The 24,857-nt window shown below is 51.2% G+C and carries 27 protein-coding genes; 10 read left to right on the top strand and 17 right to left on the bottom strand.

The window, feature by feature from the left end:
• Positions 1-524 (bottom strand): IS110 family transposase (locus PsAD5_RS03465; RefSeq protein WP_153041333.1); only part of this gene is annotated, 524 nt, incomplete at its 3' end.
• 167 nt (positions 525-691) lie between these two features.
• Positions 692-1,591 (bottom strand): LysR family transcriptional regulator, encoded by a 900-nt coding sequence (locus tag PsAD5_RS03460; protein WP_063291107.1) that lies wholly within the window; start codon positions 1,589-1,591, stop codon positions 692-694.
• A gap of 85 nt (positions 1,592-1,676) precedes the next feature.
• Between PsAD5_RS03460 and PsAD5_RS03455 the strand changes: the two genes are divergently transcribed.
• Positions 1,677-2,300, top strand: a complete 624-nt coding sequence (locus PsAD5_RS03455; protein ID WP_063291106.1) for a class I SAM-dependent methyltransferase — start codon at positions 1,677-1,679, stop codon at positions 2,298-2,300.
• A 6-nt stretch (positions 2,301-2,306) separates the two neighbouring features.
• On the opposite strand, the gene PsAD5_RS03450 is transcribed toward PsAD5_RS03455, so the two are convergent.
• The 11 genes from PsAD5_RS03450 to PsAD5_RS03405 all read right to left on the bottom strand — a co-directional run bounded on the left by PsAD5_RS03450 (position 2,307) and on the right by PsAD5_RS03405 (position 12,474).
• A complete protein-coding gene (locus tag PsAD5_RS03450; RefSeq protein WP_208982052.1) occupies positions 2,307-3,083 on the bottom strand; it encodes an endonuclease/exonuclease/phosphatase family protein in 777 nt (258 codons plus the stop codon).
• Between the two features lie 179 nt (positions 3,084-3,262).
• Positions 3,263-4,372 carry an aminotransferase class I/II-fold pyridoxal phosphate-dependent enzyme gene (locus PsAD5_RS03445; RefSeq protein WP_063291104.1) on the bottom strand — a complete coding sequence of 370 codons (1,110 nt, stop codon included), beginning with the start codon at positions 4,370-4,372 and terminating at the stop codon, positions 3,263-3,265.
• Positions 4,373-4,417: 45 nt separating this feature from the next.
• The gene (locus PsAD5_RS03440; RefSeq protein WP_063291103.1) at positions 4,418-4,783 is read right to left on the bottom strand and encodes a hypothetical protein; all 366 of its coding nucleotides are present in this window, start codon (positions 4,781-4,783) and stop codon (positions 4,418-4,420) included.
• A 48-nt stretch (positions 4,784-4,831) separates the two neighbouring features.
• On the bottom strand, positions 4,832-4,990 hold the full coding sequence (locus tag PsAD5_RS27970) for a hypothetical protein (protein ID WP_161831226.1): 159 nt from the start codon (positions 4,988-4,990) through the stop codon (positions 4,832-4,834).
• A gap of 12 nt (positions 4,991-5,002) precedes the next feature.
• Positions 5,003-5,464: a hypothetical protein gene (locus PsAD5_RS03435; RefSeq protein WP_063291102.1), complete on the bottom strand. Its 462-nt coding sequence runs from the start codon at positions 5,462-5,464 to the stop codon at positions 5,003-5,005.
• A 263-nt stretch (positions 5,465-5,727) separates the two neighbouring features.
• Positions 5,728-6,174, bottom strand: coding sequence for a VOC family protein (locus tag PsAD5_RS03430; protein WP_063308233.1), 447 nt, complete (start codon positions 6,172-6,174; stop codon positions 5,728-5,730).
• 7 nt (positions 6,175-6,181) lie between these two features.
• Complete coding sequence (locus tag PsAD5_RS03425) at positions 6,182-6,958, bottom strand: TetR/AcrR family transcriptional regulator (protein WP_063291100.1); 777 nt, start codon at positions 6,956-6,958, stop codon at positions 6,182-6,184.
• A gap of 148 nt (positions 6,959-7,106) precedes the next feature.
• Positions 7,107-8,834 carry an ABC transporter ATP-binding protein gene (locus tag PsAD5_RS03420; protein ID WP_063291099.1) on the bottom strand — a complete coding sequence of 576 codons (1,728 nt, stop codon included), beginning with the start codon at positions 8,832-8,834 and terminating at the stop codon, positions 7,107-7,109.
• Positions 8,835-8,846: 12 nt separating this feature from the next.
• Entirely contained in the window at positions 8,847-9,809 is a 963-nt protein-coding gene (locus PsAD5_RS03415) for an ABC transporter permease (RefSeq protein ID WP_063291098.1), read from the bottom strand.
• A 21-nt stretch (positions 9,810-9,830) separates the two neighbouring features.
• Positions 9,831-10,811: an ABC transporter permease gene (locus PsAD5_RS03410; protein ID WP_063291097.1), complete on the bottom strand. Its 981-nt coding sequence runs from the start codon at positions 10,809-10,811 to the stop codon at positions 9,831-9,833.
• 82 nt (positions 10,812-10,893) lie between these two features.
• Positions 10,894-12,474, bottom strand: coding sequence for an ABC transporter substrate-binding protein (locus tag PsAD5_RS03405; protein ID WP_057461861.1), 1,581 nt, complete (start codon positions 12,472-12,474; stop codon positions 10,894-10,896).
• Between the two features lie 313 nt (positions 12,475-12,787).
• Between PsAD5_RS03405 and PsAD5_RS03400 the strand changes: the two genes are divergently transcribed.
• On the top strand, positions 12,788-13,138 hold the full coding sequence (locus tag PsAD5_RS03400; protein WP_063291096.1) for an ArsC family reductase: 351 nt from the start codon (positions 12,788-12,790) through the stop codon (positions 13,136-13,138).
• Positions 13,139-13,241: 103 nt separating this feature from the next.
• Here the strand turns inward: PsAD5_RS03400 and PsAD5_RS03395 are convergent, their stop codons facing one another.
• Positions 13,242-14,483 carry a B12-binding domain-containing radical SAM protein gene (locus PsAD5_RS03395; RefSeq protein ID WP_063291095.1) on the bottom strand — a complete coding sequence of 414 codons (1,242 nt, stop codon included), beginning with the start codon at positions 14,481-14,483 and terminating at the stop codon, positions 13,242-13,244.
• A 114-nt stretch (positions 14,484-14,597) separates the two neighbouring features.
• Positions 14,598-15,401 (bottom strand): creatininase family protein, encoded by an 804-nt coding sequence (locus PsAD5_RS03390; protein WP_063291094.1) that lies wholly within the window; start codon positions 15,399-15,401, stop codon positions 14,598-14,600.
• 208 nt (positions 15,402-15,609) lie between these two features.
• Between PsAD5_RS03390 and PsAD5_RS03385 the strand changes: the two genes are divergently transcribed.
• The 3 genes from PsAD5_RS03385 to PsAD5_RS03375 all read left to right on the top strand — a co-directional run bounded on the left by PsAD5_RS03385 (position 15,610) and on the right by PsAD5_RS03375 (position 18,062).
• On the top strand, positions 15,610-16,524 hold the full coding sequence (locus PsAD5_RS03385) for a hypothetical protein (protein WP_153041332.1): 915 nt from the start codon (positions 15,610-15,612) through the stop codon (positions 16,522-16,524).
• 68 nt (positions 16,525-16,592) lie between these two features.
• Positions 16,593-17,357, top strand: a complete 765-nt coding sequence (locus PsAD5_RS03380; protein ID WP_084405904.1) for an ABC transporter ATP-binding protein — start codon at positions 16,593-16,595, stop codon at positions 17,355-17,357.
• A 177-nt stretch (positions 17,358-17,534) separates the two neighbouring features.
• The gene (locus PsAD5_RS03375) at positions 17,535-18,062 is read left to right on the top strand and encodes a MarR family winged helix-turn-helix transcriptional regulator (protein WP_057461855.1); all 528 of its coding nucleotides are present in this window, start codon (positions 17,535-17,537) and stop codon (positions 18,060-18,062) included.
• Between the two features lie 51 nt (positions 18,063-18,113).
• Here PsAD5_RS03375 and PsAD5_RS03370 read toward each other — a convergent pair whose 3' ends face one another.
• Complete coding sequence (locus PsAD5_RS03370) at positions 18,114-18,659, bottom strand: DinB family protein (protein WP_208988466.1); 546 nt, start codon at positions 18,657-18,659, stop codon at positions 18,114-18,116.
• Between the two features lie 184 nt (positions 18,660-18,843).
• On the opposite strand from PsAD5_RS03370, the gene PsAD5_RS03365 reads away from it, so the two are divergent.
• Both PsAD5_RS03365 and PsAD5_RS03360 read left to right on the top strand, forming a co-directional pair.
• Entirely contained in the window at positions 18,844-19,908 is a 1,065-nt protein-coding gene (locus tag PsAD5_RS03365) for a LacI family DNA-binding transcriptional regulator (RefSeq protein ID WP_063291091.1), read from the top strand.
• A gap of 570 nt (positions 19,909-20,478) precedes the next feature.
• Positions 20,479-20,925: an AprI/Inh family metalloprotease inhibitor gene (locus PsAD5_RS03360; protein ID WP_063291090.1), complete on the top strand. Its 447-nt coding sequence runs from the start codon at positions 20,479-20,481 to the stop codon at positions 20,923-20,925.
• 7 nt (positions 20,926-20,932) lie between these two features.
• Here PsAD5_RS03360 and PsAD5_RS03355 read toward each other — a convergent pair whose 3' ends face one another.
• Positions 20,933-22,111, bottom strand: coding sequence for a pyridoxal phosphate-dependent aminotransferase (locus tag PsAD5_RS03355; RefSeq protein WP_063291089.1), 1,179 nt, complete (start codon positions 22,109-22,111; stop codon positions 20,933-20,935).
• Positions 22,112-22,305: 194 nt separating this feature from the next.
• On the opposite strand from PsAD5_RS03355, the gene PsAD5_RS03350 reads away from it, so the two are divergent.
• The 3 genes from PsAD5_RS03350 to PsAD5_RS03340 all read left to right on the top strand — a co-directional run bounded on the left by PsAD5_RS03350 (position 22,306) and on the right by PsAD5_RS03340 (position 24,852).
• Positions 22,306-22,542, top strand: coding sequence for a hypothetical protein (locus PsAD5_RS03350; protein ID WP_057461851.1), 237 nt, complete (start codon positions 22,306-22,308; stop codon positions 22,540-22,542).
• Between the two features lie 228 nt (positions 22,543-22,770).
• Entirely contained in the window at positions 22,771-23,868 is a 1,098-nt protein-coding gene (locus PsAD5_RS03345) for a CobW family GTP-binding protein (RefSeq protein WP_063291088.1), read from the top strand.
• Positions 23,869-23,874: 6 nt separating this feature from the next.
• A complete protein-coding gene (locus PsAD5_RS03340; RefSeq protein WP_063291087.1) occupies positions 23,875-24,852 on the top strand; it encodes a WD40 repeat domain-containing protein in 978 nt (325 codons plus the stop codon).
• Positions 24,853-24,857 lie beyond the last annotated feature (5 nt).

The following is a 24,857-nucleotide window of genomic DNA, read 5'->3' as shown; positions in this document are numbered from 1 at the left end:
GAAATCTCATTGGCGCGATTGTCGAGAATGGCGAACAGAGAGTTTCTCAAACTGCTACTACCTGTGCGCACCGCAATTCCTTGCTCTAACAGGAAGGCCCGGATCTGGTTGATGGTGGCGGTACGACGCGAGACCAATCGGGATCGAACTCGATGCAGGGCTTGCAGATCGAGCTGATCCTGGCTCTTTTCCTGCACGTAATTCAAATTGGGCCGCAGCACGGCCTCGGCCACAGCTTCAGCATCGTTGTAATCGTTCTTCTGGCCTTTGACGAAAGGCTTGGTGTATTTGGCGGCGATGATACGGGGATCGAACCCCAGTTTGCGCAATGTTCGGCTAACAAAATGCGCACTCATGCACGCTTCCATGCCCACAATACAGCGCGGCAACTTCTCGAACGTAGCCACGAGGGACAGACGCCTGATCTTTTTCCGAAAAGCGTAGCTACCATCGTCATTGAACCCAACGATGTGTAATGTATCTTTGCCAATGTCGATGCCGACGGAAAGAAGTTCTGTGGTCATGGGACTGCTCCGGTTTCATGAGAACAGGATCACTATAGAGCCTGCGCCTTAGGGGAGCAGGCGGTCCATCCCATTACCAGACATTCAGGGCATCTACTCACGATTAAGGGTGTTGGTGCACACATCGTATTTTGAATGCTGTTGTCATTATAAAGTTTGTCACACAGTCACAACAACTGTTTGCTTGAGAGCGTGTCCGCCAGAAGGTCGAAGACCAGGCGGATGCGCTTTGAGGTGTGCAGTTCGCGGTGGGTTGCCAGCCAGAAGGGCACGACGAATGGCTCAAAGCTTGGCAGCACCTGTTCCATTTCCGGGAACATTTCAGCGATCTCTTGAATCATGACGATGATGCCGAGATCATTTCTGACCAGTTGCCACCCCACCAGCCCGCTTGCGGTTGTTAGTTTGAAGTTGCTTTCTTTGAGTGGCAGGCCAGACTCGGTGAAATACTTGAGGAATTTGTCTGGCCTGTCGAAGGCGATGAAGTCGTGGTTTGCCATGTCATTGGCCGATTGTGGGCGGCCCTTGCGGTTCAGATAGGTTTTGCTGGCATAGAAGTGTGCGGTGGTTTCCCTCACAAGTCTTGCGGTCAGGTCTGGTTGTTCCGGGCGGATATGGCGGATGGCGATATCTGCTTCACGCTGCTGCAAATCACTGACGGTGTTGGTGGCGATGATTTCCACGTGAATGCCTGGTGCGATCTCGCGCAATTGCTTCAAAATGGGCGTTAGGATGAAGGCTGAGGCGGTGTCGCTTGCGCTGATGCAGACGGTTCCGTCAATCTCCTGAGATTGGCCGGAAGCTGCCAATGAGATGCGGTTGGCTGCCTCTCCCATGGATTTCACATGCTCCAGCAGCTCAAAGCCCGCCTGCGTGAGGGAGAGTGAGCGACCAACACGCTCAAACAACGTCACGCCGAGCGCTTCTTCCAGCGCGGAGACCTGTCTGCCCAGTGTGGGTTGGGTGAGGCCGAGGGCCCTTGCCGCAGCCGAAAGGGAGCCTTCCTCTGCTGTGACAAGGAAAGCGCGGGCTTGATTCCAATCGAATGAGACGCTCTGCCAGTTCATGCATATTTGTATACCTCAACTGCGAATTTTGGCAATTTGTTTTGATAATATGCATGGATACACTGCAGGAAATGGAGGGTTTCCGATGCAGAATTCCGCAGGATTTTGGGACAAGCATGCGCCGGGTTATGTGGCGCGACCAATGAAAGACGTTGCTTCCTATGAGAAGGCAATGGACCGTGTCCGTTCTTATCTCACACCGGAGCAAGAGGTGTTGGAGCTGGGCTGTGGCAGTGGGGCGACGGCGATGCTTTTGGCCAAGCATGTCAAGCACATGACCGCTAGCGATATTTCCAGCAAGATGATTGAGTTTGGGCGTGAAAAGGCATGGGACGACGGCGTTGAGAATGTGAGTTTTGTGCATGCTCCCGCAGGTGGATCAGTGCTTGATGGCAAAACCTATGATGTGGTGATGGCGTATAATGTTATTCATCTGATCAAAGGTCCGGCTGATGCAATCAATCAGGTACAGCGACTTGTGAAGCCGGGGGGATTGCTCATTTCCAAGACGCCATGTTTGGGTGATTCCGCGTTTTACTGGCGCTGGCTGATCAATGTGATGCGCCTTGTTGGGTATGCGCCTTATGTGACCTACTTCAAGCAGGTGGAATTGGGACGTCAGATTGAGCAGGCAGGCTTCAAGATTGTTGAGACTGGCAATTATCCGGCGTCTCCCATGGGGCGTTTCATAGTCGCACGTAAGGTGTAAGGCCGCTTACAGGTCTACGCGGGCAAACAAACCGTGGTGGTCGGAGCCGTAGTAAGGGCGGAGAAAGGTCTTTCCGCCCTTTGGTGCGAGGACGTGGTCAATGCGCATGGCATAGGTGCCTTTGAAGAGGAAGCTTGCTTCAAATGGGCCGGCCAGTTGAGTGTCCGTGGCGTCGGTATATTCATCCAGATTGTGCGACCACGGGACCATGTTAAAATCGCCAGCAATCATCTTCAGTCCATCCAGCTCTGATAAGATCGAGATGATTTTCCCAGCTTGTGTCTCTTGAGGAAACGGCCATGGCCAGTGCTGATGGATAGACACCACCCAGAGCGGTCCCTCTGAGCTTTGGATGTGCAGTGCTGCTATGCCGAGGCCGATCTCACAACGATAAGCATCAGAAGCAAGAGGGAGGCGTGAGAGCACAGCGACTGCACCGACGGCGGTAAACGGACAAACGATGTGGTAGGGGTACTGCTTTTTGAGTGAGTTGATGAGAGGAAGATGCCTTTTGTGCACTTCCTGAAGCGTGATCACATCTGGTTTCAGCATGAGGATGTCATTTAGGATGTCCGAGCGATCTCCCGGACGGAAACTCAGGTTCTTTTGATAGACCGCCAGATCGTAATTCTCTGGGACGCGCACTCCCTGATAGGCCCACAATACTGTTGCGCTGCTGATTATTGCGACCAGAAAGCCGATGATCATCAACTTGGGCTGGCGGTAGCTAAAGAGAGTGAGAATAGCGAGTAAGACGGCCAGAGGCAGCCGAAGAACAGACAAGCTGTCACCGATCGGATGTATAATTCCCAGGAAAGATATGAGGAGTAAACTTGTTACTCCAATTATTGAGTTGCGCAGGAACATGACAATCTTCGTTCATGGGGTTAGAAGGCGCGAACCTGCTATGTATAGTCGAAACTATGTTCATTATTTGACAGCGCAATCATTTGGCGGAAAACCTAGGTTTTTTGCAAAACTCCCTCTGCCAGATCATTAAGTTTCTGAAGGAAGTGACACAGAGTGATTGCGTCAGATATGTTGGAAGGCATGACCCGAATGCAGTTGGTGAGCTGAGGCATTGGTGCGTAGCTGATGCAAGGAATGCCAGCTTCGATTAAATGGGTGGTGAATGCATCTGCTTGTCCTGCCGGTGTTTCGATAAGCAAGAAGTCTGTTTCGCTGGGCAAGCAGGAGAGAGCGGTGTGTTGCTCGACGCTGTTCTTTACATGATCGCGCCATTGGCAGCAGGATTTGACGTGTGCTGCAAGCAGGTCATGGTTTTCAATCAGAGCTTTGCCAGCCGCCACGTTGAGTGGAGAGATGGTCGTGCCGCCTTTGAGCTGCCTGAGGCAACTGATGATCTTGGTGTTGCCCGTGATATAGCCAAAACCAGTTGCCGCATAACCTGCCTTTGACATGCTGCGCATGAGGACGAGGTTTTCGTGTGTCTCCAGCAAGCGGCACAGGGCGTGCGGGTCATCTGCAAACAAGTGATAAACTTCGTCAATGACGACGAGACCATTTGTATGGGTGGCAAGCGTTTCGATGAACTCCACCGGGGCTGTTCTGGATGTGGGGTTATTGGGCGTGCTGAGCAGGGTGATTGCCGGGTCGTCTTCTTGCAGTTTTGCTAAAGCGTCGGCAGTATCCCAGTGTCCGCCATTTGTGAGCTTGAATTTGTTGGGCTGGATGCTGAGCTTTTCTAGCGTGATGCCAAAGAGGAAGTAATCAAACTCAGGCAGGAGGACGGATCGGCCTTTCGCGAATGCGAGTGAGAGTTCCTCGAGGAAGGTATTGATACCACTGCCGAGCATAGTTGAGCAGCTGTCAGGCAGATTGTTTTTATCCCTGAGTGTTGTCTCCAACTCAGTGATTGCTTTTATGTTGTAGTTGGACAGATTGAGCTTTGAGACATTGCGCTGAATGCACTTGTCGATGTGCAACAGAGCCTTAGGGCGTGTTTCTGGCGCCTCAAGTTGTGGGCTTCGATAATCAATGAATTTTTCCAGATCGAACGAGGTTCTCTGGTGTTGTGCAGCCTGGCAGAAATCAGAGGGAGAGAAGGGCACAGTATGGGTGTCCCGTGTTGAGAACGATTTGAGAAACTGTCGTTCTTATTCGTAGACCGGTGGTGGGATCTGCGGGCGATGGTGAAGGTAATGACCAAATATCGCGTCGCAATCTTCAAAATACTTTTCGGTGAAGAGGATGTGTGTATGCCAGACAATGTCTACGGCCTTGGAAGGCCATGCTCGGGCGTCCTGCGGATAATCACCTTTGTATTTGACCTCAAGTTCGAGTGAGTCAATCAAGAATTTGCGATAGTCATTGACTGCTGTACGTGTTTCCTTCCTTGGCCACTCGTAACCTCCATCTGCAACGGGAGCCGTGAGCTGGTCAAAGACACATTCCAGATCGAGGGCCTCAATTTTCTTGCGGCCATTTTCATTGAAGATGCGTTCTGAGGAATACCAGTCCATGTTCTAGGCTCCCGATGTTTGCTTGATTAACCAGAGTTTGGGAAACTCTCAGTCTTTGCTTTCTGTGTTTACTTCAGTTTTGTTTTCGATTTTTTCGAAAGGAAAACCGCCAGGGAAAAAACCACATTTTGCTTTTTGTGTTGGTGTGATTGCTTTGTGAGTGAATGGGTTTTGCGCAGCGGCGTGTAGTTTGTTCAGATCAGTCATGGGAGCCTCCTCCTAGGATTTATCTTGAGCGTCATGAATGGTGATGTGACCACGGCAAGTGCCGTCAGAAAACACGCCAACAATCGGGCTTTCTCCGATAAGGCCAGACGCAAACATTGTGACTTCTACAGGAGTTTTGTCTTCGCTCTCCGGAAAGACGACTTCATAGCTGTTGGTCATCGTGTAAATGCCTTCACCAACAGTTCCATCTGACTCCGTGACGAGAATGTCATGGCCCTTATGAGATTCAAGCTGGGTATGGCCTTCGTCACTTTTGCCTTTGTGAGTGGTCGTGTAACCTTCGGTATAGCGTGTTTTGCAGGTACCATCGTCAGGTTGCCCGCTGACGAGTGACAAGTCGGAGAACTCGACTTTAGAGTTTTCAGCAGTTGTATCGTTATTTTCAGCAAAGACCGGTGAGGTCGCGAGGCCGAGGAGCCCAAGGCCTGCGACGGCGGCAGTTGTCTTTTTCATATTTTTAGCCTGCTCTGATCGAAATGGGTTCGCATTAGTCGCTTTTGTATCCTTGCGGATGAGCAGAGCTTAGGGATGGCTGTCTTAATGAAAATGTTAAGTGGAAGAAGGATGTGCTTGCTAGGGTAATGCAAGCTGAAGTGGTTGCCTGAGAGTTTAAGCGCTATTGAATTAGAGGTTGTGAGAGTGCGTTAACTTATCATATTGCGTGCAGGCAAAAGAAAAGGGCCCGCTGGGGGCCCTTTATATCTGAATAGCTGGCTTTATTTGGTATCGGCGACCAGCTCGTGCACGTTCCCGTCGGGGTCTGCAAAGAAGGCGGTGTATTCGCCCCAGGGCTGCTGGGCAGGTGCAACGATGCTTTTAACGCCGTTGGCTAAGAGGGCATCGTATGCGGTATCAATCTGCGCTGTGGTTTCATATTTGAAGCCGATGCCCAGTCCTGAACCCGTGCGGATTCCATTGAGTGTTTCAGCGTTCAGGAAGGAACTGAGGTATTCATGACTGGCTAGTGACAGCCTGAGGCCGTTGGATTTGAACTCCGCGAACTCTCCATTTTCTGAGATCAGTTTCATCTTCATTTTGTCTTTGAAGAAAGCTTTCATCTCAGGGAAGTTTGCTGTGTGCAGGGTGACCATGTAAATGGCCGGCTGAGTTGGTTCTGCCTGAGCTGCGAACTGCGCGCCAAATAGTGACAGAACGGCGATCATACATTGCTTAATGAACGTCATTTGTTGTTGTTCCTTTCAGAGTCCATAGCCATTGGGATTTTGTTGCGAGAAAATGCTGTTCGAGCTGGTTTAGAGTTTGCTGGGTGTTAGAGGACGGCAGCCCGTATCCTTTGATGAAATTCATGAGGTGAGGTCTGAGAAAGGCGAGGGCGTCTTCCAGATTGTCTGGCTGATCGTGGGGCATGCCATACCAAACCAACGAGATCCCTGAAACGAAGGCCCAGAGACCGGTTGTCAGGTGTTTGGGGTCGGTGGTGGTTCCAGAGATTTCTGAGCAGAGCTCTTCCAGAAAAGAAGAGAGATCTGAGGCTACAATCTGATGATTGTGACGCCTGATATTATGAGTTTCCTGCCAGAAAGAAGGTGAGGCACATTGCATTTCTATTTGGAACACGTCTGGATGGGCGATGTTGAAAAGAAAGTCCAACATGATCACGCCGAGGCATCGCATTTCAGGCTCTTGAAATTGATCGATTACTAATTTTAGTTTTTGATGGCGGATATCAAGGGCTTGGGATGCCAGTGCGGCTATGACGTCCTGTTTGCTTTCGAAGTGGCGGTAGAGCGTGCCGACGGAGACTTGCGATAGCTTGGCAAGTTCTGGCATTTTCAGGGCGCCAATTCCTTCAGAAATAGCGATTTCTCGCGCCTTCTCCAAAATTGCTTCTTCGCGAACTCTGGTTTTTTGCTGCTTGCCAGAAGGTTGCATGAGGTTGGTTCCATCGTTTTTTGATTCTGGAATATAATTCGAATAATATTTCATATTTGATTTTTGGGTGGAACTCAAGGTTTGAGCTTGCCTGAGATGTAGGTTGGTGCATCACATTTAAGTGGCTGGATTGTCGGTTCTGCAGGCAAAAGAAAAGGGCCCGCTGGGGGCCCTTTGCAAATTATTGGGAATGTGACTGGCGTTAGGCCAGCTCTTCTTCCAGATTTTGGCGGGACAGGCCGTCCATGCTTGGCATCAGGGAGAGGAGCTCCTTGGTGTAAGCGTGTTGAGGTTTGTCGAAGAGGTCTTCGGTGTCCGCAACTTCCAGAAGCTGGCCATGGCGCATAACACCGGTGCGGTTACACATCTGCCGGATGACCGCGAGGTCGTGGCTGATGAACAGCATGGTGAGGCCCAGCTCGTCCTGCAGGTCTTTGAGCAGGTTGAGGATCTGTGCCTGAATGGATACGTCCAGCGCGGAAGTTGGTTCATCACAAACCAAGAAGCGAGGGCGTGTCGCCAGGGCGCGGGCAATGGAGATGCGCTGGCGCTGACCGCCGGAGAACTCGTGCGGGAACTTGGCTGCAGCTGCGACACCTAGGCCGACGTGCTCCAGAAGGTCATCAACGATCTGGTTCACTTCGCTGTTGGTGCTGGCAAGTTTGTGGAACTTGATTGGTTCAGCCACAATATCACGCACACGCATGCGGGAGTTCAGGGAGGAGAACGGATCCTGGAAGATCATCTGCATCTGGCGGCGCATTGCCAGAACCTGCTTCTTGTCTTTCAGGCTGGTCAGTTCCTGTCCTGCAAAGTGGGCGGTGCCGCCTGCCGGGTGGTAAAGGCCAGTGATGACGCGGGCCATGGTTGATTTACCGGAGCCACTTTCGCCCACGAGACCGAAGGTTTCTCCTGCGTGGATGTCAAAGCTGACTTTATCCAGAGCGGTGAAGTACTGCCTGTTTTTAGAAATCCATGCGTCCTTGGTGAGGAACTTCATGGTGATGTCTTTTACATCAAGCAGTGGGCCATCGACGGATTTGTAGTCACGCGCCTTGCCCAGCCAGTGGGTGCCGATGTCGATTTGCTTGAAGGGCTTTGCTGAGCCTTCAATGTAATCGACCTGCGGGAAGCGATGTACTTTTACGTCCGGACGCGGAACGGCGGCGATCAGACTTTGGGTGTATGGGTGCTTTGGCGCGCCCAATACCTGCTTGGATTCGCCGTATTCAACCAGATCACCACGGTACATCACCGCAACGTGGTCGGTGAGGTCTGCGATCACACCCATGTCGTGGGTGATGACGACCATCGCCACGTTCTTCTCTTCACACAGACTCTTCATCAGCTTCAGGATCTGAGCCTGAATGGAAACGTCGAGCGCAGTTGTTGGTTCATCTGCGATGACAACTTCCGGGTCTGCGCAAAGAGCGAGAGCGATCACAACACGCTGACGCATACCACCGGAGAATTGGTGCGGGTATTGCGCGATGCGTTCTTCCGGATTTGGAATGCCAACCTGATCCAGCAGATCAACCGCATGGGCGCGGGCTTCTGTCTTGGAGAGCGGCAGGTGCAGGCGGATGGTTTCGACCAGCTGGAACTCGATGGTTTGCAATGGGTCCAAAGAGGTCAGCGGATCCTGAAAGATCATGCCAATGCGCTTGCCGCGCAGTTTGCGCATGCTTTCGGCCGCAAGGTTGTCGATACGTTTGCCGTCGAGGTGGATTTCACCTTCGGCAATCCGGCCTGGATTTTCCAGAAGACCGATGACGGCGTTGCCGACGGTGGACTTGCCTGCGCCACTCTCTCCGACCACGCCGAGGATTTTACCGGCGTCTACAGAGAGATTGACATTACGGGACGCTGTGAAGACGTCTTTGCGGCTCGGAAACTCAACAGTGAGGCCGCGAATATCTAAGATGCTCATGGTCTGGCCTCCCTAGCGCAGTTTCGGGTTCAATGCGTCGCGGAGCCAGTCGCCCAGCAGGTTTACTGCCAGCACGAGGATCGCGAGTGCTATGCCCGGTAAGATCGCAATCCACCAATCGCCTGAGAGCAAGAAGTCGTTGCCGATGCGGATCAGAGTGCCCAAGGATGGTTGTGTTGATGGAACTCCAACACCAAGGAAGGAAAGAGTTGCTTCTGTGATAATTGCCAGAGCAAGATTGATGGTTGCGATAACGAGAACCGGGCCAAGCACGTTTGGCAGAACGTGGCGGATCATAATGATCCAAGCCGGAATGCCGATGACGCGCGCAGCCTGAACGTATTCCTTGTTTTTCTCGACCATTGTGGAGCCACGTACTGTACGTGCGTACTGCACCCAAAAGGACAGGCCGATGGAGATTGTGAGAATCCAGACTGCCCAAGTCTCTTTGTCAATATTTCCGAAGATACCATTGGCGACGCCGTCGATGAGCAGGGCTAGCAAGATAGCTGGGAAGGTGAGCTGAACTTCTGCAATCCGCATGATAACAGCATCAGTTTTACCACCTACATAGCCTGAGATCAGCCCTAAAGAGATGCCAAGGATTGCGGCGAAGGCCACTGATAGGAAGCCGACTGCCAGTGAAATTCGCATGCCATAGAGAATACTGGAAAGGATGTCGCGGCCTTGATGGTCAGTGCCGAGTAAGTAACGTGAATCAGAGTTCTCTACCCATACGGGTGGAGCGCCGCCGCTCAGAATATCGAGTTGTGCCAGGTCAAAGGGGTCGAATGGTGCAACAAGCGGTGCGAACAAAGCTGCTAGCAGCAATACTACAGTGATGACTGCAGCGAGGACCGTTACCTTGGAACTTAAGAAGCTGTGCAGGAGGTCGCTGTCGAGGAAGCGGGCCATCGCGGTACGCGGAGCTTCTGAAGCCTCACTACCGGAAACGGTTGGTGTGTTATCTGTCATGATTATTATCCTTACCGTTTCTTATGCGCGGCCGCGTTCGGTACGCAGGCGTGGATCAATCACGACGTAGAGGATATCTACGATGAGGTTGATGAACACGAAGATGAAAGCGGTGAGCAGCAGGTACGCTGCCATGATTGGAATATCCACGTTCTGCACGGCTTGCAGGAAGAGGATGCCCATACCCGGCCACTGGAACACGGTCTCGGTGATAATCGCAAAGGCGATGATGGAGCCGAGCTGCAAGCCGGTGATTGTAATAACAGGGACCATCGTGTTTTTGAGGGCGTGGATGTAATAGACAGACCGGTTTGGTAAACCGCGGGCGCGAGCAAACTTGATGTGGTCTGTGCGCAGAACTTCCAGCATCTCAGCGCGGATCAGGCGCATGATGAGGGTCATCTGGTACAGCCCGAGCGTAATGGCTGGCAGGATGAGGGCTTTTAGTCCGCTGATCGTCAGGAAGCCTGTATCCCAGAACGAGCCTAGTTGCACGACTTCGCCACGGCCATAGCTTGGTAGCCATTGCAACGTCACCGAAAACAGAGAAATAAACAGGATGCCGATAAAGAACGTTGGCAAAGAGATACCTACGAGAGATACCGACAGGAACATCTTTGAGAGCCAGGAATCGCGGTTCAGGCCGGTGTAAACACCCATTGGAATGCCCAGCAGCAATGCAAAAATCGCAGAGGCGAAGGACAGTTCCAGAGTTGCAGGCAGACGGCGACCAATCAGGTCTGCCACAGGCTGCTTGAACTGGTAGGAGTTACCGAAATCAAACTGGATTGCGCCCAAGACGTAACGGAAAAACTGAACGAGAACAGGGTCGTTCAGACCGAGGCGCTGGCGCAAGGCTTCACGCTGTTCCGGGGTGGTCTCAATGCCCACCATCTGGTTTACAGGATCTCCAACAAAGCGGAAGAGCAGGAAGGAGATTAAGGCTACGACAAACATGACCACGAGAGCCATGGCGATACGCCGGGAAATAAAGCCAAACATGGTGTTTTATAGTTGTTCCTGAGAATAGAGGCGCCCGGCGCCGAGGGCGCCGGGCTATTATTTTGTTGGCTAAGCCGTCAACTTAGTTCTTCACTACAAATTTGAAGTGGAACTCGTTATCCGCACGCTGCTTCAGAGTAACCTTGTCGGATACACCCCAAGCCAGACCCTGCTGGTGCAGTGGAATGTGAGATACTTCGTTGTTCAGGATTGTGTAGGCTTCGGAGATCATGCTGTTACGCTTCTCTTCGTCGTTTTCGGAGAGAACCATTTTTGTCAGCTCATCAACGCGTGGGTTACAGTAACCACCGAGGTTGAATGGTCCGCCAGCACCTTTGTCATCACGACAGTTGTTGAGGTTGAGCAGAACGTTGTAGCTGTCGAATGAACCTGGGGTCCAACCGAGCATGTAGAAGGACGTGTCAAAGCCGCCAGATGCCAGGATCTTAGCGAAGTACTTCGCTTTAGGCTGTGCATTCAGGTTTACTTTGATGCCTACGCGCGCAAGGAATGCTGCAGTTGCCTGACAGATTGCTTCATCGTTGACGTAGCGATCATTCGGGCAGTCCATGCCAACTTCAAAGCCGTCTGCATAACCTGCTTCTGCGAGAAGTGCCTTCGCAGCTGCCGGATCGTACGGGTAGCGAGAGAAGTCACCGGAGTTTGCGAACAGGAATGGTGAGATCATCAGAGCAGCTGGCTCGGACAGACCACGCATGATTTTCGCTTTGATCGCATCAACGTCAATTGCCTGATAGAACGCCTTACGAACGCGAACGTCCTTGAACGGGTTCTTGCCTTTGATGTTGGAGTAGGTCAGCTCATCACGCTTCTGGTCGAAGCCAAGGAAGATGGTGCGCAGCTCAGGACCGGTCAGTGCAGATGTGCCCGCATTGCTGTCCACGCGTTTGATGTCCTGTACCGGGATCGGGAACGCCATGTCCAGCTCACCGGAAAGAAGAGCTGCAACGCGGGTTGCATCAGATCCGATTGGAGTGAACTCAACGCCAGTCAGGTTGTGTACCTTCTGGTCCCACCAACCGTCGTTTACGGTGAAAGTGGTTTTTACACCTGGCTCATGCGTTGCAATCTTGAACGGGCCGGTGCCGTTTGTGTTCAAAGATGCATAGTTTGGATTGGTGTCAGAAGCGCTTGTCACTTTTACAGCGTTGTTTGCTTCAGTCCATTCCTTATCCATGATGTACCAAGTGGACCACTCGGAGTGCAGGATAGGGTTTACGCCTGTCAGGACGAAATCAACGGTGTAGTCGTCTACTTTCTCAACCTTGACGTCCGCTGCGATACGGGTTGTCAGGTCAGAGCCTTCAGCGCGAACACGGTTTGCAGAGAAAACCACGTCGTCAGCATTGAAGTCGTTGCCGTTGTGGAACTTTACGCCTTTGCGCAGGTGGAAGCGCCAGCGGGTTGGTTCAATAACTTCCCAGCTTTCTGCAAGTGCAGGTTCGATCTGGAGATCAGCTGTACGGCGAACGAGACCTTCATACACATTGCCGTGCATGGCCATGGTGAATGTTTCGTTCAAGCTGTATGGATCTAGCTGATTGTATGTACCTTGAAATGCGAACTTCAGCGTTTCAGCATTTACCTGAGTTCCAGCAGCAAGCGTCATTGCCAATGCAGCGGATGCAATCTTTAAACGCATTCTAATTTAACTCCCCTTTTCCCCTCATGCAGAAAATTAATTGTTCTGCAGGGCCCCTCTGGTTTCGCCGACCACTTATTAGGCGGATTCTGGCGTCTTAGTGATATTACCCATATGAATGAATGCGTCTAGGGGGCATTGCGTAGTTGAAACGAGGAATTAATGTGGGCGCAGCGCAATTTCATAGCGTATTCAGGTGCTAAGGGATGTATTTCTTGCGGTTTAATGCGCGTCAGTTGAGAGACGCACTAACGTTAAGATGAGTATATTTCATCTAATGATGAGGAAATGAAGGGTTCTGATCTTGTTGATTATGTATGGTATTCGCAATTGCGACAGTGTTCGCAAGGCTCGTAAACTTCTGGATGAATCTAAAATCAACTACAATTTTCACGATTACAAGAAAGATGGTGCAGATGAAAATGCACTGATAGAGGCCTGTGAACGATTCGGTTGGGACGCTGTTTTGAATAAACGCGGTACCACATGGCGCAAATTGGATGATGAAACCAAGGCTGGTGTCACGGACCAGGCTAGCGCTATCGCCTTGATGGCACAGGAAACTTCATTAATTAAAAGGCCACTTATTATTGGTGGAAAACAGCTTTTGCTTGGATTTGATGCGTCTTTGTGGGGTGAAATTTTGGAAAAAGGAGAGCTGTAGAGACAGTTAAACTGTTCTAAGCTCTCCTTAATTGGACGGTAAAGTTTAAGGGTTGGGATCCTTTAGGCTTAGCCATCCTTCCTATGGTATGAGGCGCTGGCAATCACGTAATCTGAAGCGTGGTTGCCAACCCGAAATCTTTTATCTGACGAAGTTTTCTCGAAGCTGACCGCGACATTGAGTAAAAATGCTGCGAGAATTCTTCTGCACCCGCCTCAAGCTCTTCACAGGACATGTTTTTTGGCTGGTAGACCGCATGGGCACCATCAAATTCTCCCCAATTGTCAGAGAGCAATCTGTCCTCCTCTTCCAGCTGTTTGTAGAAGCGGGAGCCAGGGAAGGGGATGGCGATGGCCGGTGCGGTAATATCTACCCCTATGTCATGATAGAACTTGGCGGTTTCGATGAAAATTTCTGGTGTATGCTCGTCGAAGCCAAAAATAGCCGTGGTGTCGACAATAATTCCATGTGTATGAATGTTAGAAATTTGAGATTTTAAGTTTTCAGGTTTTACAAAACCCTTGCCTGCACGCTTGAGTGCTGCCTTGGACGGGGTTTCTATTCCAATGAGCAAGTACTTGGCGCCGGACCTTGCTGCGGCTTCCAGAAGTTCCGGATCATCTGCTATGCGAATAGTGGTTTCGCCTGCCCATCTAATCTTGAGCGTTTCTAATGCTTTGAATAATTCCAAAGCGTATTCGCGATCCTCCGTCAGGTGGTCGGCGTGAAGTTCGACCCAATCGGTTTCCATTTCGGAAATCTCATTGATTATGTCGGGGATTGGGCGATAGCGGGTTTTGCCAAGCATGCCGGGGATGAGGCAGAAGCTGCAGTGGTGTTTGCAGCCGCGACTGACCAGCACGGACCATTCCCAGCCATACTGCTCTGCGGTGATGAGATGGCGCGGATATGGGTTAAGCTTGGACATGTCGGCGTAGGTGCCGGTGTATCTTGGCTTGAGGCTGCGGTTTTGCGCATCCTGTAGCAACTCATCCCAGACGTTTTCACATTCGCCTGTCATCACCGCATCTGCATATTCGCTGGCTTCTTCTGGCACGAAGGTGGCGTGGAGGCCGCCGATCACAACCTGACTGCCTTTTTCCGAGAAAGCTGCGGCGAGCTCGTAGCCTCGGTTGGCATCCGGGGTTGCGAAGAAAAGCACCACGAGGTCGGCAGTCACCTTGCGGGGATCGACCATCCTGATGGTTTCGTCATGCATCTCCAGCTGAAAATGGCGGGGGGTTGCTGCCGCAGCTGAGAAGATGGACTGAGGCGGGCCTCCACGCGCTTTCTTGTAGTCTTTAAAATAGCTCGGTGCAGATGCTTTGATGAGACAGATCTTCATTGCCAACCTCATGTGTTTGTTTTGAATAAACTGTCATAAATGACAATTTATAGCAAGAGGAATTTTTATGAGGTGTTACCGCATTGAAATTACGTCATTAATTGAAGGTATGATCTAGCTTTTGTTGAAGGATGACACATCAAAACGTTGCACATCGCGCAGGAGTTTGATGAACTCCTGAGAGGCGTGAGTGAGGGAGGAGTGGCCTTTTTCTGCTGTGGCGAGCGCCGCATTGCCGAGGGCACCGGTCTTGTTCAGGTCCTCACTCATCCAACCATATTGATGGCGGCCATGGGCCCGCAGGTAGGCATCTTTGTTGATGTGGTCGGTTTGGGTAGAGGTGAAGTCTGTGGCGTGATCCATGCGTACGAGATCAGGACGTAAGGAGAGCATGATGGAGGTTTCGATATCTCCGCCGTGAATGCCGTAGGTGAACTCTTCCTCAGCATAGAGGCCTTCCGGTTGGCCGAAGCGGAGCCAGCTGGATTCCACGGCCAGCATGTTGTGCTTAAGGCGCAGCTCGCGGGTGATGATGTCCATCAGTGGTGAGTTGCCGCCGTGGGAGTTGGCCAGCACCAGCTTGCGGATGCCTGCTCTGGCAACACATTCCCCAATCTCAATCCAGGCTTTGACGGCAGTTTCCCATGTGAGGCTGAGCGTGCCGGGGAACGAGTGATGCTCATCTGATTTGCCGACGGCCTGAACGGGGAGGAATGTGACTGGCAGATCATCGGGCAACAGCTCAACCGTGCGAGCGACTTGCCCTTCCGCGATGCAGGTGTCCGTGTAGACCGGCAGATGCGGGCCATGCTGCTCAATCGCCGCAATCGGCAACACTGCGATCCAGTCGCTGGTGTCGTTCTCAGAGAAGTCAGTTGTTGTCATCTCATGCCAAAAACGGCGGGGCAGGTCGCTCATGTGGTTTTCCGGTGCTTGTTGTCTTGCATGCAGAGTAGCGCGTTGGAGCGCGGACGTCATGGGGGGAGGGCGTGGGATGCTCCGGTTTTTCAGAGGTAGTGGGTAGGAAGGCGTTTACTCTGGTGACTGGCAGTTGGGGCTAATGGCTCACGTGAAGAGCAGTGCCCCGTCCTTCTTGGTGGCTAACAATAAAAAGGAGAAGCCGATTATGTTTTCCAGAAAAACACGAAAAGGACTGCTTGGGGGTGTTGCACTGGCACTGGCCGGGGTGATGGCTGGTGAAGCGGGAGCTGCTACGGGTGTTCTGATTACTTCAACCTATTGTGATCGATTTACAAATTCTCGAAACCAAATTTGGACTGAGAATAATCTAGGTGCCGATAATGTTTATTACATGAAAGATAACGGCGCAGTTATCCAGCTCTCTGGGCCTGCAAATATTACTCAGGTTGATGATTTGATTGCAACTGCCCATGGCAACTGTGATGGTATTGGGCCATTTGCTAAAGACGCTTTTGCTCAACATCTTAAGACAGCGAGGGATACTGGCGCCGACTTCAATAAGCTTGTGTTCTTTTCATGCTCTTCGGCTGCAACTGGGGTGTCAGGGCACAGCCTGATTGATGAAGTTGGAACGAAATTCCCTGGGACTAAGAGAATTGTTGGCTGGCCGAGAAGCGGCTATTTTTCTGGTTCAGATGATGCGAGTTTTGCGAATGCTCAGTATACTAGCGGTGCTGACTTCGCGTTTATAGATCCCTCTCGCGAACATGAAGCTCTTGGGCGTATTGCCGATATGGATTATCTTTGGAATACGAAGATTACCACTCCTATAGGTGGTCCTTTACGTTCTGTACAGGCAGCCTGTAATTTAGCTGTTGGATCTGGCAATGATCAAGATTTGAAGGCAAGAATGCTTGAGACCATTGTGGCCTCCCGCGCTGTTCTGACTGGCGAGGTGGTTCCGAACATGCCTGGAAGTACAGTTTTAGGTTGGGGGCATCAGCTCTTGGATTATCAAGACAACGCAAAGGTATGTGGTGCTGATATTGATGGTGCCGGAACTGCGGTTCCATGCAATCATCCAGTCAACAAAAACTTCAATACGGCTGTTGTTCAATAAGGTGGGCGTGAGATCAATCTTATGATAAGTCGACTAGGAGAAATAAACTTTCTTAGGTCCCAATGAAAATGAAAAACTCCCCCCTCCTGTCCCTAAAGGACATCTCCAAGACCTTCGAAAATGGCACCACCGCTATCGATGGGTTTGACTTGGATGTGAGGGCGGGGGAGTTTTTGAGTATTCTTGGGCCGTCAGGGTGTGGGAAGTCTACTATTCTGCGGCTCATTTCCGGGTTGGAGGAGCCCAGCTCAGGTGAGATTATCCGGTCCGGGCAGGAAGAGGTTGGGTTTGTTTTTCAGGATCCAACGCTGCTGCCGTGGGCGAATACCTTTGAGAATGTCTACTGGCCGTTGAAGGTGAAGGGTGTTTCCAAGCGTGATGCGAAGGATCGTGTTGAAGAAGCGTTGGAGATGGTCGGGCTTTCTAATTTTTCAACGCATATGCCCACAGAGCTTTCCGGCGGCATGAAGATGCGGGTTTCCATTGCACGAGCCCTGGTGACCAAGCCGAAGCTGTTGCTAATGGATGAGCCGTTTGCAGCTCTGGATGAGATTACCCGCAACAGGCTCAATGATGACCTACTTGAGCTGAAGTCTGCCCATGACTGGACGATCCTGTTCGTGACGCACTCTGTTTATGAGAGTGTGTTCCTGTCCTCCCGCATTGTGGTCATGGCCGCTGGGCCGGGGCGGATTACCCACGATATGACGCTGGATGCTTCTTACCCACGCTCGCTGAACTACCGTATGGAATCACAATACGCGGCCTATTGCCGTGAAGCGGTGGATGCTTTGGAACAAGCGATGGGACACCGGATAAAAGTATCCGCGTAACCTCAAAAATCCCACTGAGTAGAACTAAAGAGCTTAAACACCTAAGAAATCTCATTAGGTCACTAAATAATTATCGAACTGTCATCTGAGTTATATATTCGGCGGCTATCACTGCTGTACGGCGCCTTTTTTCGGGCGTTTGACGTTGATCGGGACAGCAGCGAGATTAGCCAGACCATGGGTTTCAATTTTAAAAAAAGCACGACATTTCGTCTTGCTCAGGCCGCGAAAGCGCAGCGTGCGCGTTCTGGGGCACACTTATCGCGCATTGGATTGCATCCGGGGCAGGAAGCGGTTCTGAAAGTTTTGAGCGAGACAGATGGCAAGACCATGAGCCAGTTGGCTCTGGCGCTTGGTGTTCAGCCACCAACCGTGACAAAAATGGTGACACGCCTGACAGCTCAGGGGCTTGTGTTCCGCCGGATCTCGGAAACAGACGGCAGGCTTGCGCGCGTGTTCCTGAGTGAGGAAGGCCGTGACCGGATTTTGCTGGTTGATCGTGCGTGGAAGCGTCTTGAGAAAGAAGCGCTTGCAGGTATGGATGACAAAGACCGCAAGAAGCTTCGTCGCTTGTTGCGTCAGGTTGAGAAGAACCTGTCTGCCAGCTTTGAAGATGATCCGGATTTGGAAGATGAGCTGGAGAACGAAGATAAAACTGCGCAAGAGCAGGCTGCGAAGAAGGTAGAGCTGGAAGCTGCTGATTAAGCTGAAGGCGCAAGGCCTGCGTTAAACACAGGCCAATGATTTTTTATTGATTTAAGCGTCCTGGCAGAGAAACAGCAGGTCTGTATCTGGTGTTTCCAGTCCAAACTGGGTGAGCAGGGTTGTTATCTGCCCTCTGTGGTGGGTTTGGTGGTTGAAGAAATGCAGCACCAAGTCCCCAAAGTTTTTCGTTGCAGGTATGCCTTTCATGTTGGCATAGGTGAGAGCGTTCTCCGCTTGGGTGGCGGTGATGTCCCCTGCAAATTCTTCAATGATCGCGTCCAGCTTTTGCCGCGCAGCCTTCAAGTCTGACCAGCTGTCGTATGGAATAGATGTGAGTGCTTTTGGCACTGGAAACTGATCAAGTTGCTGCAGGCTCTCATATGTTTGGGAATGCTTTGCGAAACGGCGCAGCCAGGCCAGATCTCCCACCACGATATGATTGAAGGTCGCGAAGACTGATTTGAAGAACGCACCGCGGTTTTCTTTGAGTTGCGCATCGCTCAGTTGTTCCGCGCATTCATAAAGCTGTGCATTCATCCAGGTGTTGTACTGGGCCAATAATTTGAAGTCTGAATACATTTTCTCGAAACCTGTCATTTGCTTATGTATTTCGCTAAAAAATATCAGCATGTTTGATGGGTTTGGCAAGTGGCTAAAACTTGAGAATTCATAATGAATTCTCTTTGTTGGCAGTGTGGAGTATTGCTATTTGCTAATGTTGCTGTGCATAAGTGCTTAAGAATACAAACTGGATCCGGCTGGATATGCGAGGACATCGGCATTGAGCGGCACAGGTAAACCATTGAGATTAGGCGATCTTGCTGAGAAACTGGGCGTTTCGACGGCTACAGTTTCTTTGGCTTTGAGAGATTCCCCTTTGATCGCTAAAACCACGAAAGCACGGGTGAAAGCCTATGCTGAGGAAGTGGGCTATATCTATAATCGGTCAGCTGCATCTTTGCGGACATCTCAATCCAATATGATTGGGGTGGCGGTTCACGATATTCTCAATCCATATTTTGCCGAGGTGTTTCGTGGGCTGGAAGAAACTCTGGCGCTGCACAACAAGACCATTCTGATTTGTAATCACCGCGATATTGTCGAGCGGCAGAAACATTTCACCGATACGCTGCTGCAGCATCGGGTTGATGGGCTTATTTTGTGCGCTTCGGTTGGCACGACTGACAAGGACATCAACTCCATTGTGCGGCAAGGAGTGCCGGTCACGCTGGTTTGCCGCGATGTCGCTGGAGCGGATGCGCCTTGTGTTCGTGGTGATGACTTCCTTGGATCCTACCGCATTACTAAACATCTGATTGAGCAAGGGCATACCCAGATCGCGATGGTTGGTGGTCGGCGTGGCAGTTCTGCCGGGCGTGACCGGAACCGCGGTTGGCGCTCAGCGCTTGAGGATGCGGGGATCAATGCGGATGAGCAATTGGATATTCCTGAGTTGATGACGCAGGATGATGGCCGATCCATTGCCAAGCAGATTGTGCAGACGGATCCTCGGCCAACAGCTGTGGTATGTTTCAACGACCTTGTGGCGCTGGGTGTTATGAGTGCTGTTCGCCGACTTGGTGTTGAGCCGGGGCCGGGCCTGGCAATTGTTGGTTACGATGACACCGAGGGTACGGAAAATAGAACACCAGCCCTGACCACTGTGGACAATGGGGCCGGAACCATTGGTGTGAATGCTGCAGAACTCATGCTTTCACAGATGAATGGCGAGAAGCTCAGTAATGAACTGACGTTAATCGAGCCTAAGCTGCGAATTCGTGAGAGTGCGCCGCCTCCGGGTGAGCGACTGGTGTCAGTGGACGGGCTGTGCGCGAACCCTGAGTAACTGCCATTTGAAACCAAAAGGCAGTTTGGTGATCGTGAAACTGCCTCATTGAAACTCTATGTTTACTATGCCGCGCTTATCTAAGCGGCATCTTGTATTGCGTTTGGAGTTTCGTCATGGTCAGTTCTCGTGGAAGTATCGAAGATCATAAAGACTTGAAGATGTTTGGTTTTTTTACACTCGCCATGACGTGTATGGTTCTTCTCGTTGGCTAACTCTCTAAATCGACTCGCTTCGCTAGGTAGAGAAGGCTGCTCATTTTTAAGTGCTCCTCGCGGTGGTCTTTGAGTTTTGGTTGGCTTGCCTTGCTTGGTTGCCTTTTGATGCGAAATGCAAATCACCTAAAACGAGTGCGTTTTGCACTTCATGTAAATAATAACTAGTATGTAATTAGATTTATTTTAGATTGTATCTGTATTCAACAAGTAATGCGTGTATTTGTTTTTGAGTTAAATCCATGAATAAGTTATGTTTTTAGATCTGTTATCTCTCACTTAATTTCCTGTTAACCTTGAGTTAACTGATTGCGTCCAGAATCTGTACATAAAACAGATCCTGGAGGCTGTTCGTATGCATGGGATTTTGAGAAAAACAGTAGTAGCTGCCGGCGCAACCCTGGCGTTAGCTAGCTTTGGCGTCCTATCCGGTCAAGCCAGTGTAATTTCTGGTCACTGGTCAATTTCTGATGTGTTGTCGTCTAAAACCTGCTCTGCGCAGCTTGGTTCTGAGCCTGCTGCGAGTGGATATGGCAACTCGTTTGAGACCAAGAATTGTCAGGGGCTTTATGCGCCTATCTCCAAAGCTACAGCGTGGCAGTGGAGCTATGATGATGGCTTGTCGCTGATGGATGCAGACGGGAAAGTCGTGCTCCAGTTTGATATTGATGAGCTTGATGGATTGACCTCAATTGGGCCTTCCTCTCTGTTCCTCATCATGCAGCCTGTGCATCAGGACAGTAAGGCCCCAGACCTTTCCGACTTGATCGAAAAGGCCATTGTGGTGACAGCGCAGCGTTAGAGTTTTCCTATTTGGTGTGGGTGCTTAGGAAATCACCCACACGGCTCAATGCACGGCTGATGTTCTCCTCTGAGTTGGCGTAGGAAAAACGCAGATATCCTTCTCCCAAGACACCAAAATCAGGTCCGCCGATGAGCGCAACGCCTGCTTCTTCCAAGAGTGCTGAAGCTAAATGTTTGGCTCGCCATTTTGTTTCTTTGATATTCGGGAAGGCGTAGAAGGCGCCTTTGGGTGTGTTGCAGGAGATGCCGGGCAGGGCGTTTAGTCCCTCCACCACGAGCTTACGTCGGCGGTCAAAAGCCAGCATCATCTTATCTACTGCATCCTGTGGGCCTTCGATGGCGGCAATGCCTGCGTATTGACTGGGTGTGTTGACGCACGACCAGCAGTTCACGGCAAGCTTGCGTGCTTTATCAATGAGAGAAGCTGGCCAGACGGAATAGCCCATGCGCCAGCCTGTCATAGCCCAAGTTTTGGACCAGCCATTGAGCAGGATGAGTTGGTCTTTGAGTTGCTTGAATTCCATCAAGGACGTGTGCTTAAGCCCGTCATAGGTCATGCGGGAGTAAATCTCGTCAGATAGGACTGGCAGGTTTGGATGGTTTTCCAATCCCTTTACCAGCTTCTCTATCTCAGAGCGCGGTGTCACGCCGCCTGTCGGGTTGGCCGGGGAGTTGAGGATGAGTAGAGCTGTGCGCTTATTGATGAGGTTCAGGGTTTCCTCGGCTGAGAAAGCAAAGTCGTTTTCTTCACGGATTGGCACCGGGATTGGTGTTGCTCCTGTGAACTCAATCATGGAACGATAGATCGGGAAGCCGGGGTCTGGGTAGAGGATTTCCTTGCCGGGCTCACCAAACATCAGGATTGCCATGAACATGGTGACCTTGCCGCCGGGAACGACCATGACAGCGTCAGGGGAGACATTTGCGCCTGTTTCCGCATGTAGGCTTGCTGCGATGGTTTCTCTGAGTGGGAGAATACCCGTAGCGCCGGTGTAACCGTGGTGGCCATCGCGTAACGCTTTGACGGCTGCCTCCACGATGTGTTCCGGTGTTTTGAAGTCTGGTTGGCCGATGCCGAGATTGATGATATCGCGGCCCTGCTGAGCGAGTTCAGTTGCCCGTGCCAAAACGGCAAATGCGTTTTCGTCCCCGATGCGGTCAAACGCCTCTATGGTTTTCAGCATGATGGTTGGCCTCCCAGTTCCCCAAAACGATCGGCTGGATGGTAGGGGATGGAAGCGATTGAATGCAAACGGAAATTAGTTGAGTGGGTTGAGCGCTGGAGGTTGGGTGGTCCTGTTTAAGCCATCGGTGCTGGCTTCTTGCTTCTGTCAAATAACGAGCCTAGGATCACCTTTTATTTTGAATGGAGATTTTTATGAGTGGTCTTCGTGTGCCTGAGAAGATCAGGTCTTTGGGTGTTTTTCAGTTTGTGACGAGAAGCCCGGCGCGCATTGTTGTGACAATGGCGATGATGATTTTGATTTATATGTTTTTCTTCTCTCCCTTGCTGAACAGCAGTATGCCGGTTGCCATTAGCTTTGCGGTGTTCTTCATCATTTTTTGCATCGGTTTTCTGCTTGTTCTGGAGCTTCGGCGCAAGCTTGGATTGTGACGTGGGCTAGATGGTGGTGCCAATTCCTGGGGGACAGAAGGTGCGATAACAGCTAATCCGCAGCTAGGGTCTTTTGCTGGCAGAGCAACTGTCTATATTGAGGGCAAGAGATTATCGCATAGCTGCGTTCATTTGCATGAACGCAGCTATGCTCTAACATTTTTATCGGAGCGAACGCGTTCCAAGTGCCAGCTGAGTGCGAGCGCACACCCATCCAAGGAGACGTAAATGTCCGAGGCTGCTGATAGCCGTATTCCTGTTACCGTGCTGACCGGATATCTGGGCGCAGGTAAAACCACTTTGCTGAACCGTATTCTGAGCGAAAACCATGGCACGCGCTATGCTGTGATCGTCAATGAGTTCGGCGAAATTGGTATCGACAATGACCTTCTCGTTGAGTCTGACGAGGAAGTTTATGAAATGAACAACGGCTGTATCTGCTGTACAGTTCGTGGTGATTTGATCCGCACCGTTGAGAACCTGATGAAACGCAAAGGCGCGTTTGACGCGATCATCGTGGAGACCACGGGTGTTGCTGATCCGGCTCCTGTTGCACAGACGTTCTTCATGGATGATGACGTGCGCGAAGCGGCTAAGCTTGATGCTGTTGTTGCTGTTGTTGATGCCCGTCATGTCCAGCAGCGTTTGAAAGACACTAAGGAAGCAGAAGATCAGATTGCGTTTTCTGACGTGATTTTGCTGAACAAGACCGATCTTGTTTCAGCAGAGGAACTGGCTGGCGTTGAATCGGCGATTCGTAAGATCAACCCGTATGCGAAGATCCACCATACAGAGCGCTGTCAGATCGCGATTTCTGATGTTCTGGATCGTGGGGCCTTTGAACTGGACCGTATTCTTGATCTTGATCCAGAGTTTTTGAAAAAAGCTGAGCACGCGCACGATCATGAGTGCGGCCCGGATTGTGATCACGACCATGATCACCACCACCATGGGCACGATCACAAACATGATCATGACCACCCTGACCATGAGTGTGGCCCAGATTGTGATCACGATCATGAAGGCACGCATTCTGTGAAGTCCTATTCCTTCACGGTTGGCGATCTGGACCCGAAGGTCTTTTTTGACTGGATCAATCAGATTACGCAGATTCAGGGGCCGAACATTTTGCGCATGAAGGGTATCCTGTCGTTCAAGGATGATCCGCAGCGCTATGTGGTGCAAGGCATTCATATGATCGTAGAGGGCAACCATCAGCGTGATTGGCGGGATGATGAAAAGCGTGAAAGCCGCATTGTCTTCATTGGCCGTGAGCTGGATGGTGCTGCACTGAAAACTGCGTTTGAAGCTTGTGTTGCGGAGTAAGTTCTGGTGCCTGTAACTGCTCCTCTTGATACCGATGGATTTGTTGTTTCTGCAACATTTCTGGGTGATGTAGCTGCCTTTGCCAGTGGTGAAGGTTCTGTCTTTTTTGCTGGTGGGCCGGAAACCCAGACACCGGTTCACAAAAATGGCCTGCTTTGTGCAACGCCTTCTTTAGATGGCAAGTCTCTGATCACCGGTGGTGGTGATGGCAGGATTTGTAAAGTTAGCGCTGATGGAAGTGTTGAAGAGCTTGCTGAGCAGCCGCGAAAATGGATCGACATTATTGCAGCTGGCCCGCAGGACAGTGTGGCCTATGCATCTGGTCGTACGGCCTGGGTTCGTCTGAAGAGCGGCGAGGTCAAAGAATTTCAGCTGCCGCGTGCCTTTGCTGGTTTGGCGTTTGCGCCTAAAGGGATGCGCCTTGCTGCATCCCGCTATGATGGCGTGACGTTGTTTTGGGTAAATGCCGCTGGTGATCCTCAGGAACTGAGCTGGAAAGGTGCGCATAGTCTGGTCACGTATTCTCCTGAAGGAAAGTACCTTGTGACCACTATGCAGGAGAACGCTCTGCACGGATGGCGTTTGGCCGACAGCCAAGACATGCGCATGACCGGTTATCCGGGTAAGGTGAAGTCCGTGAGCTGGTCTGCCAAAGGCAAGTATCTGGCGACGTCCGGTGCTCAGGCTGCGATCCTCTGGCCGTTTATGGGCAAGAGTGGTCCTATGGGGCAGGCACCTCTGGAGCTTGGCGTGCGCGGGGACAGCATGGTGACGACTGTTTGCTGCCATCCAACTGAAGAAATGGTGGCGATTGGTTATCAGGATGGCATGGTGATGGCCGTTCGGTTCCACGATAATGCTGAAGTGCTGTTGCGCCGTCCGGGTGCTGGTCCTGTTTCTGCCCTTGCCTGGGATAAGAAGGGGAACCGGCTGGCCTTTGGTACGGAAGAAGGTGCTGCTGGAGTGATCACTCTGGTAGATTAACTTAG

It is taken from the genome of Pseudovibrio sp. Ad5 (genome assembly GCF_001623095.1).
GTDB lineage: Bacteria > Pseudomonadota > Alphaproteobacteria > Rhizobiales > Stappiaceae > Pseudovibrio.
Note: the sequence above shows the minus strand (reverse complement) of the source record. Positions and strands in the feature narration are given on the sequence as shown.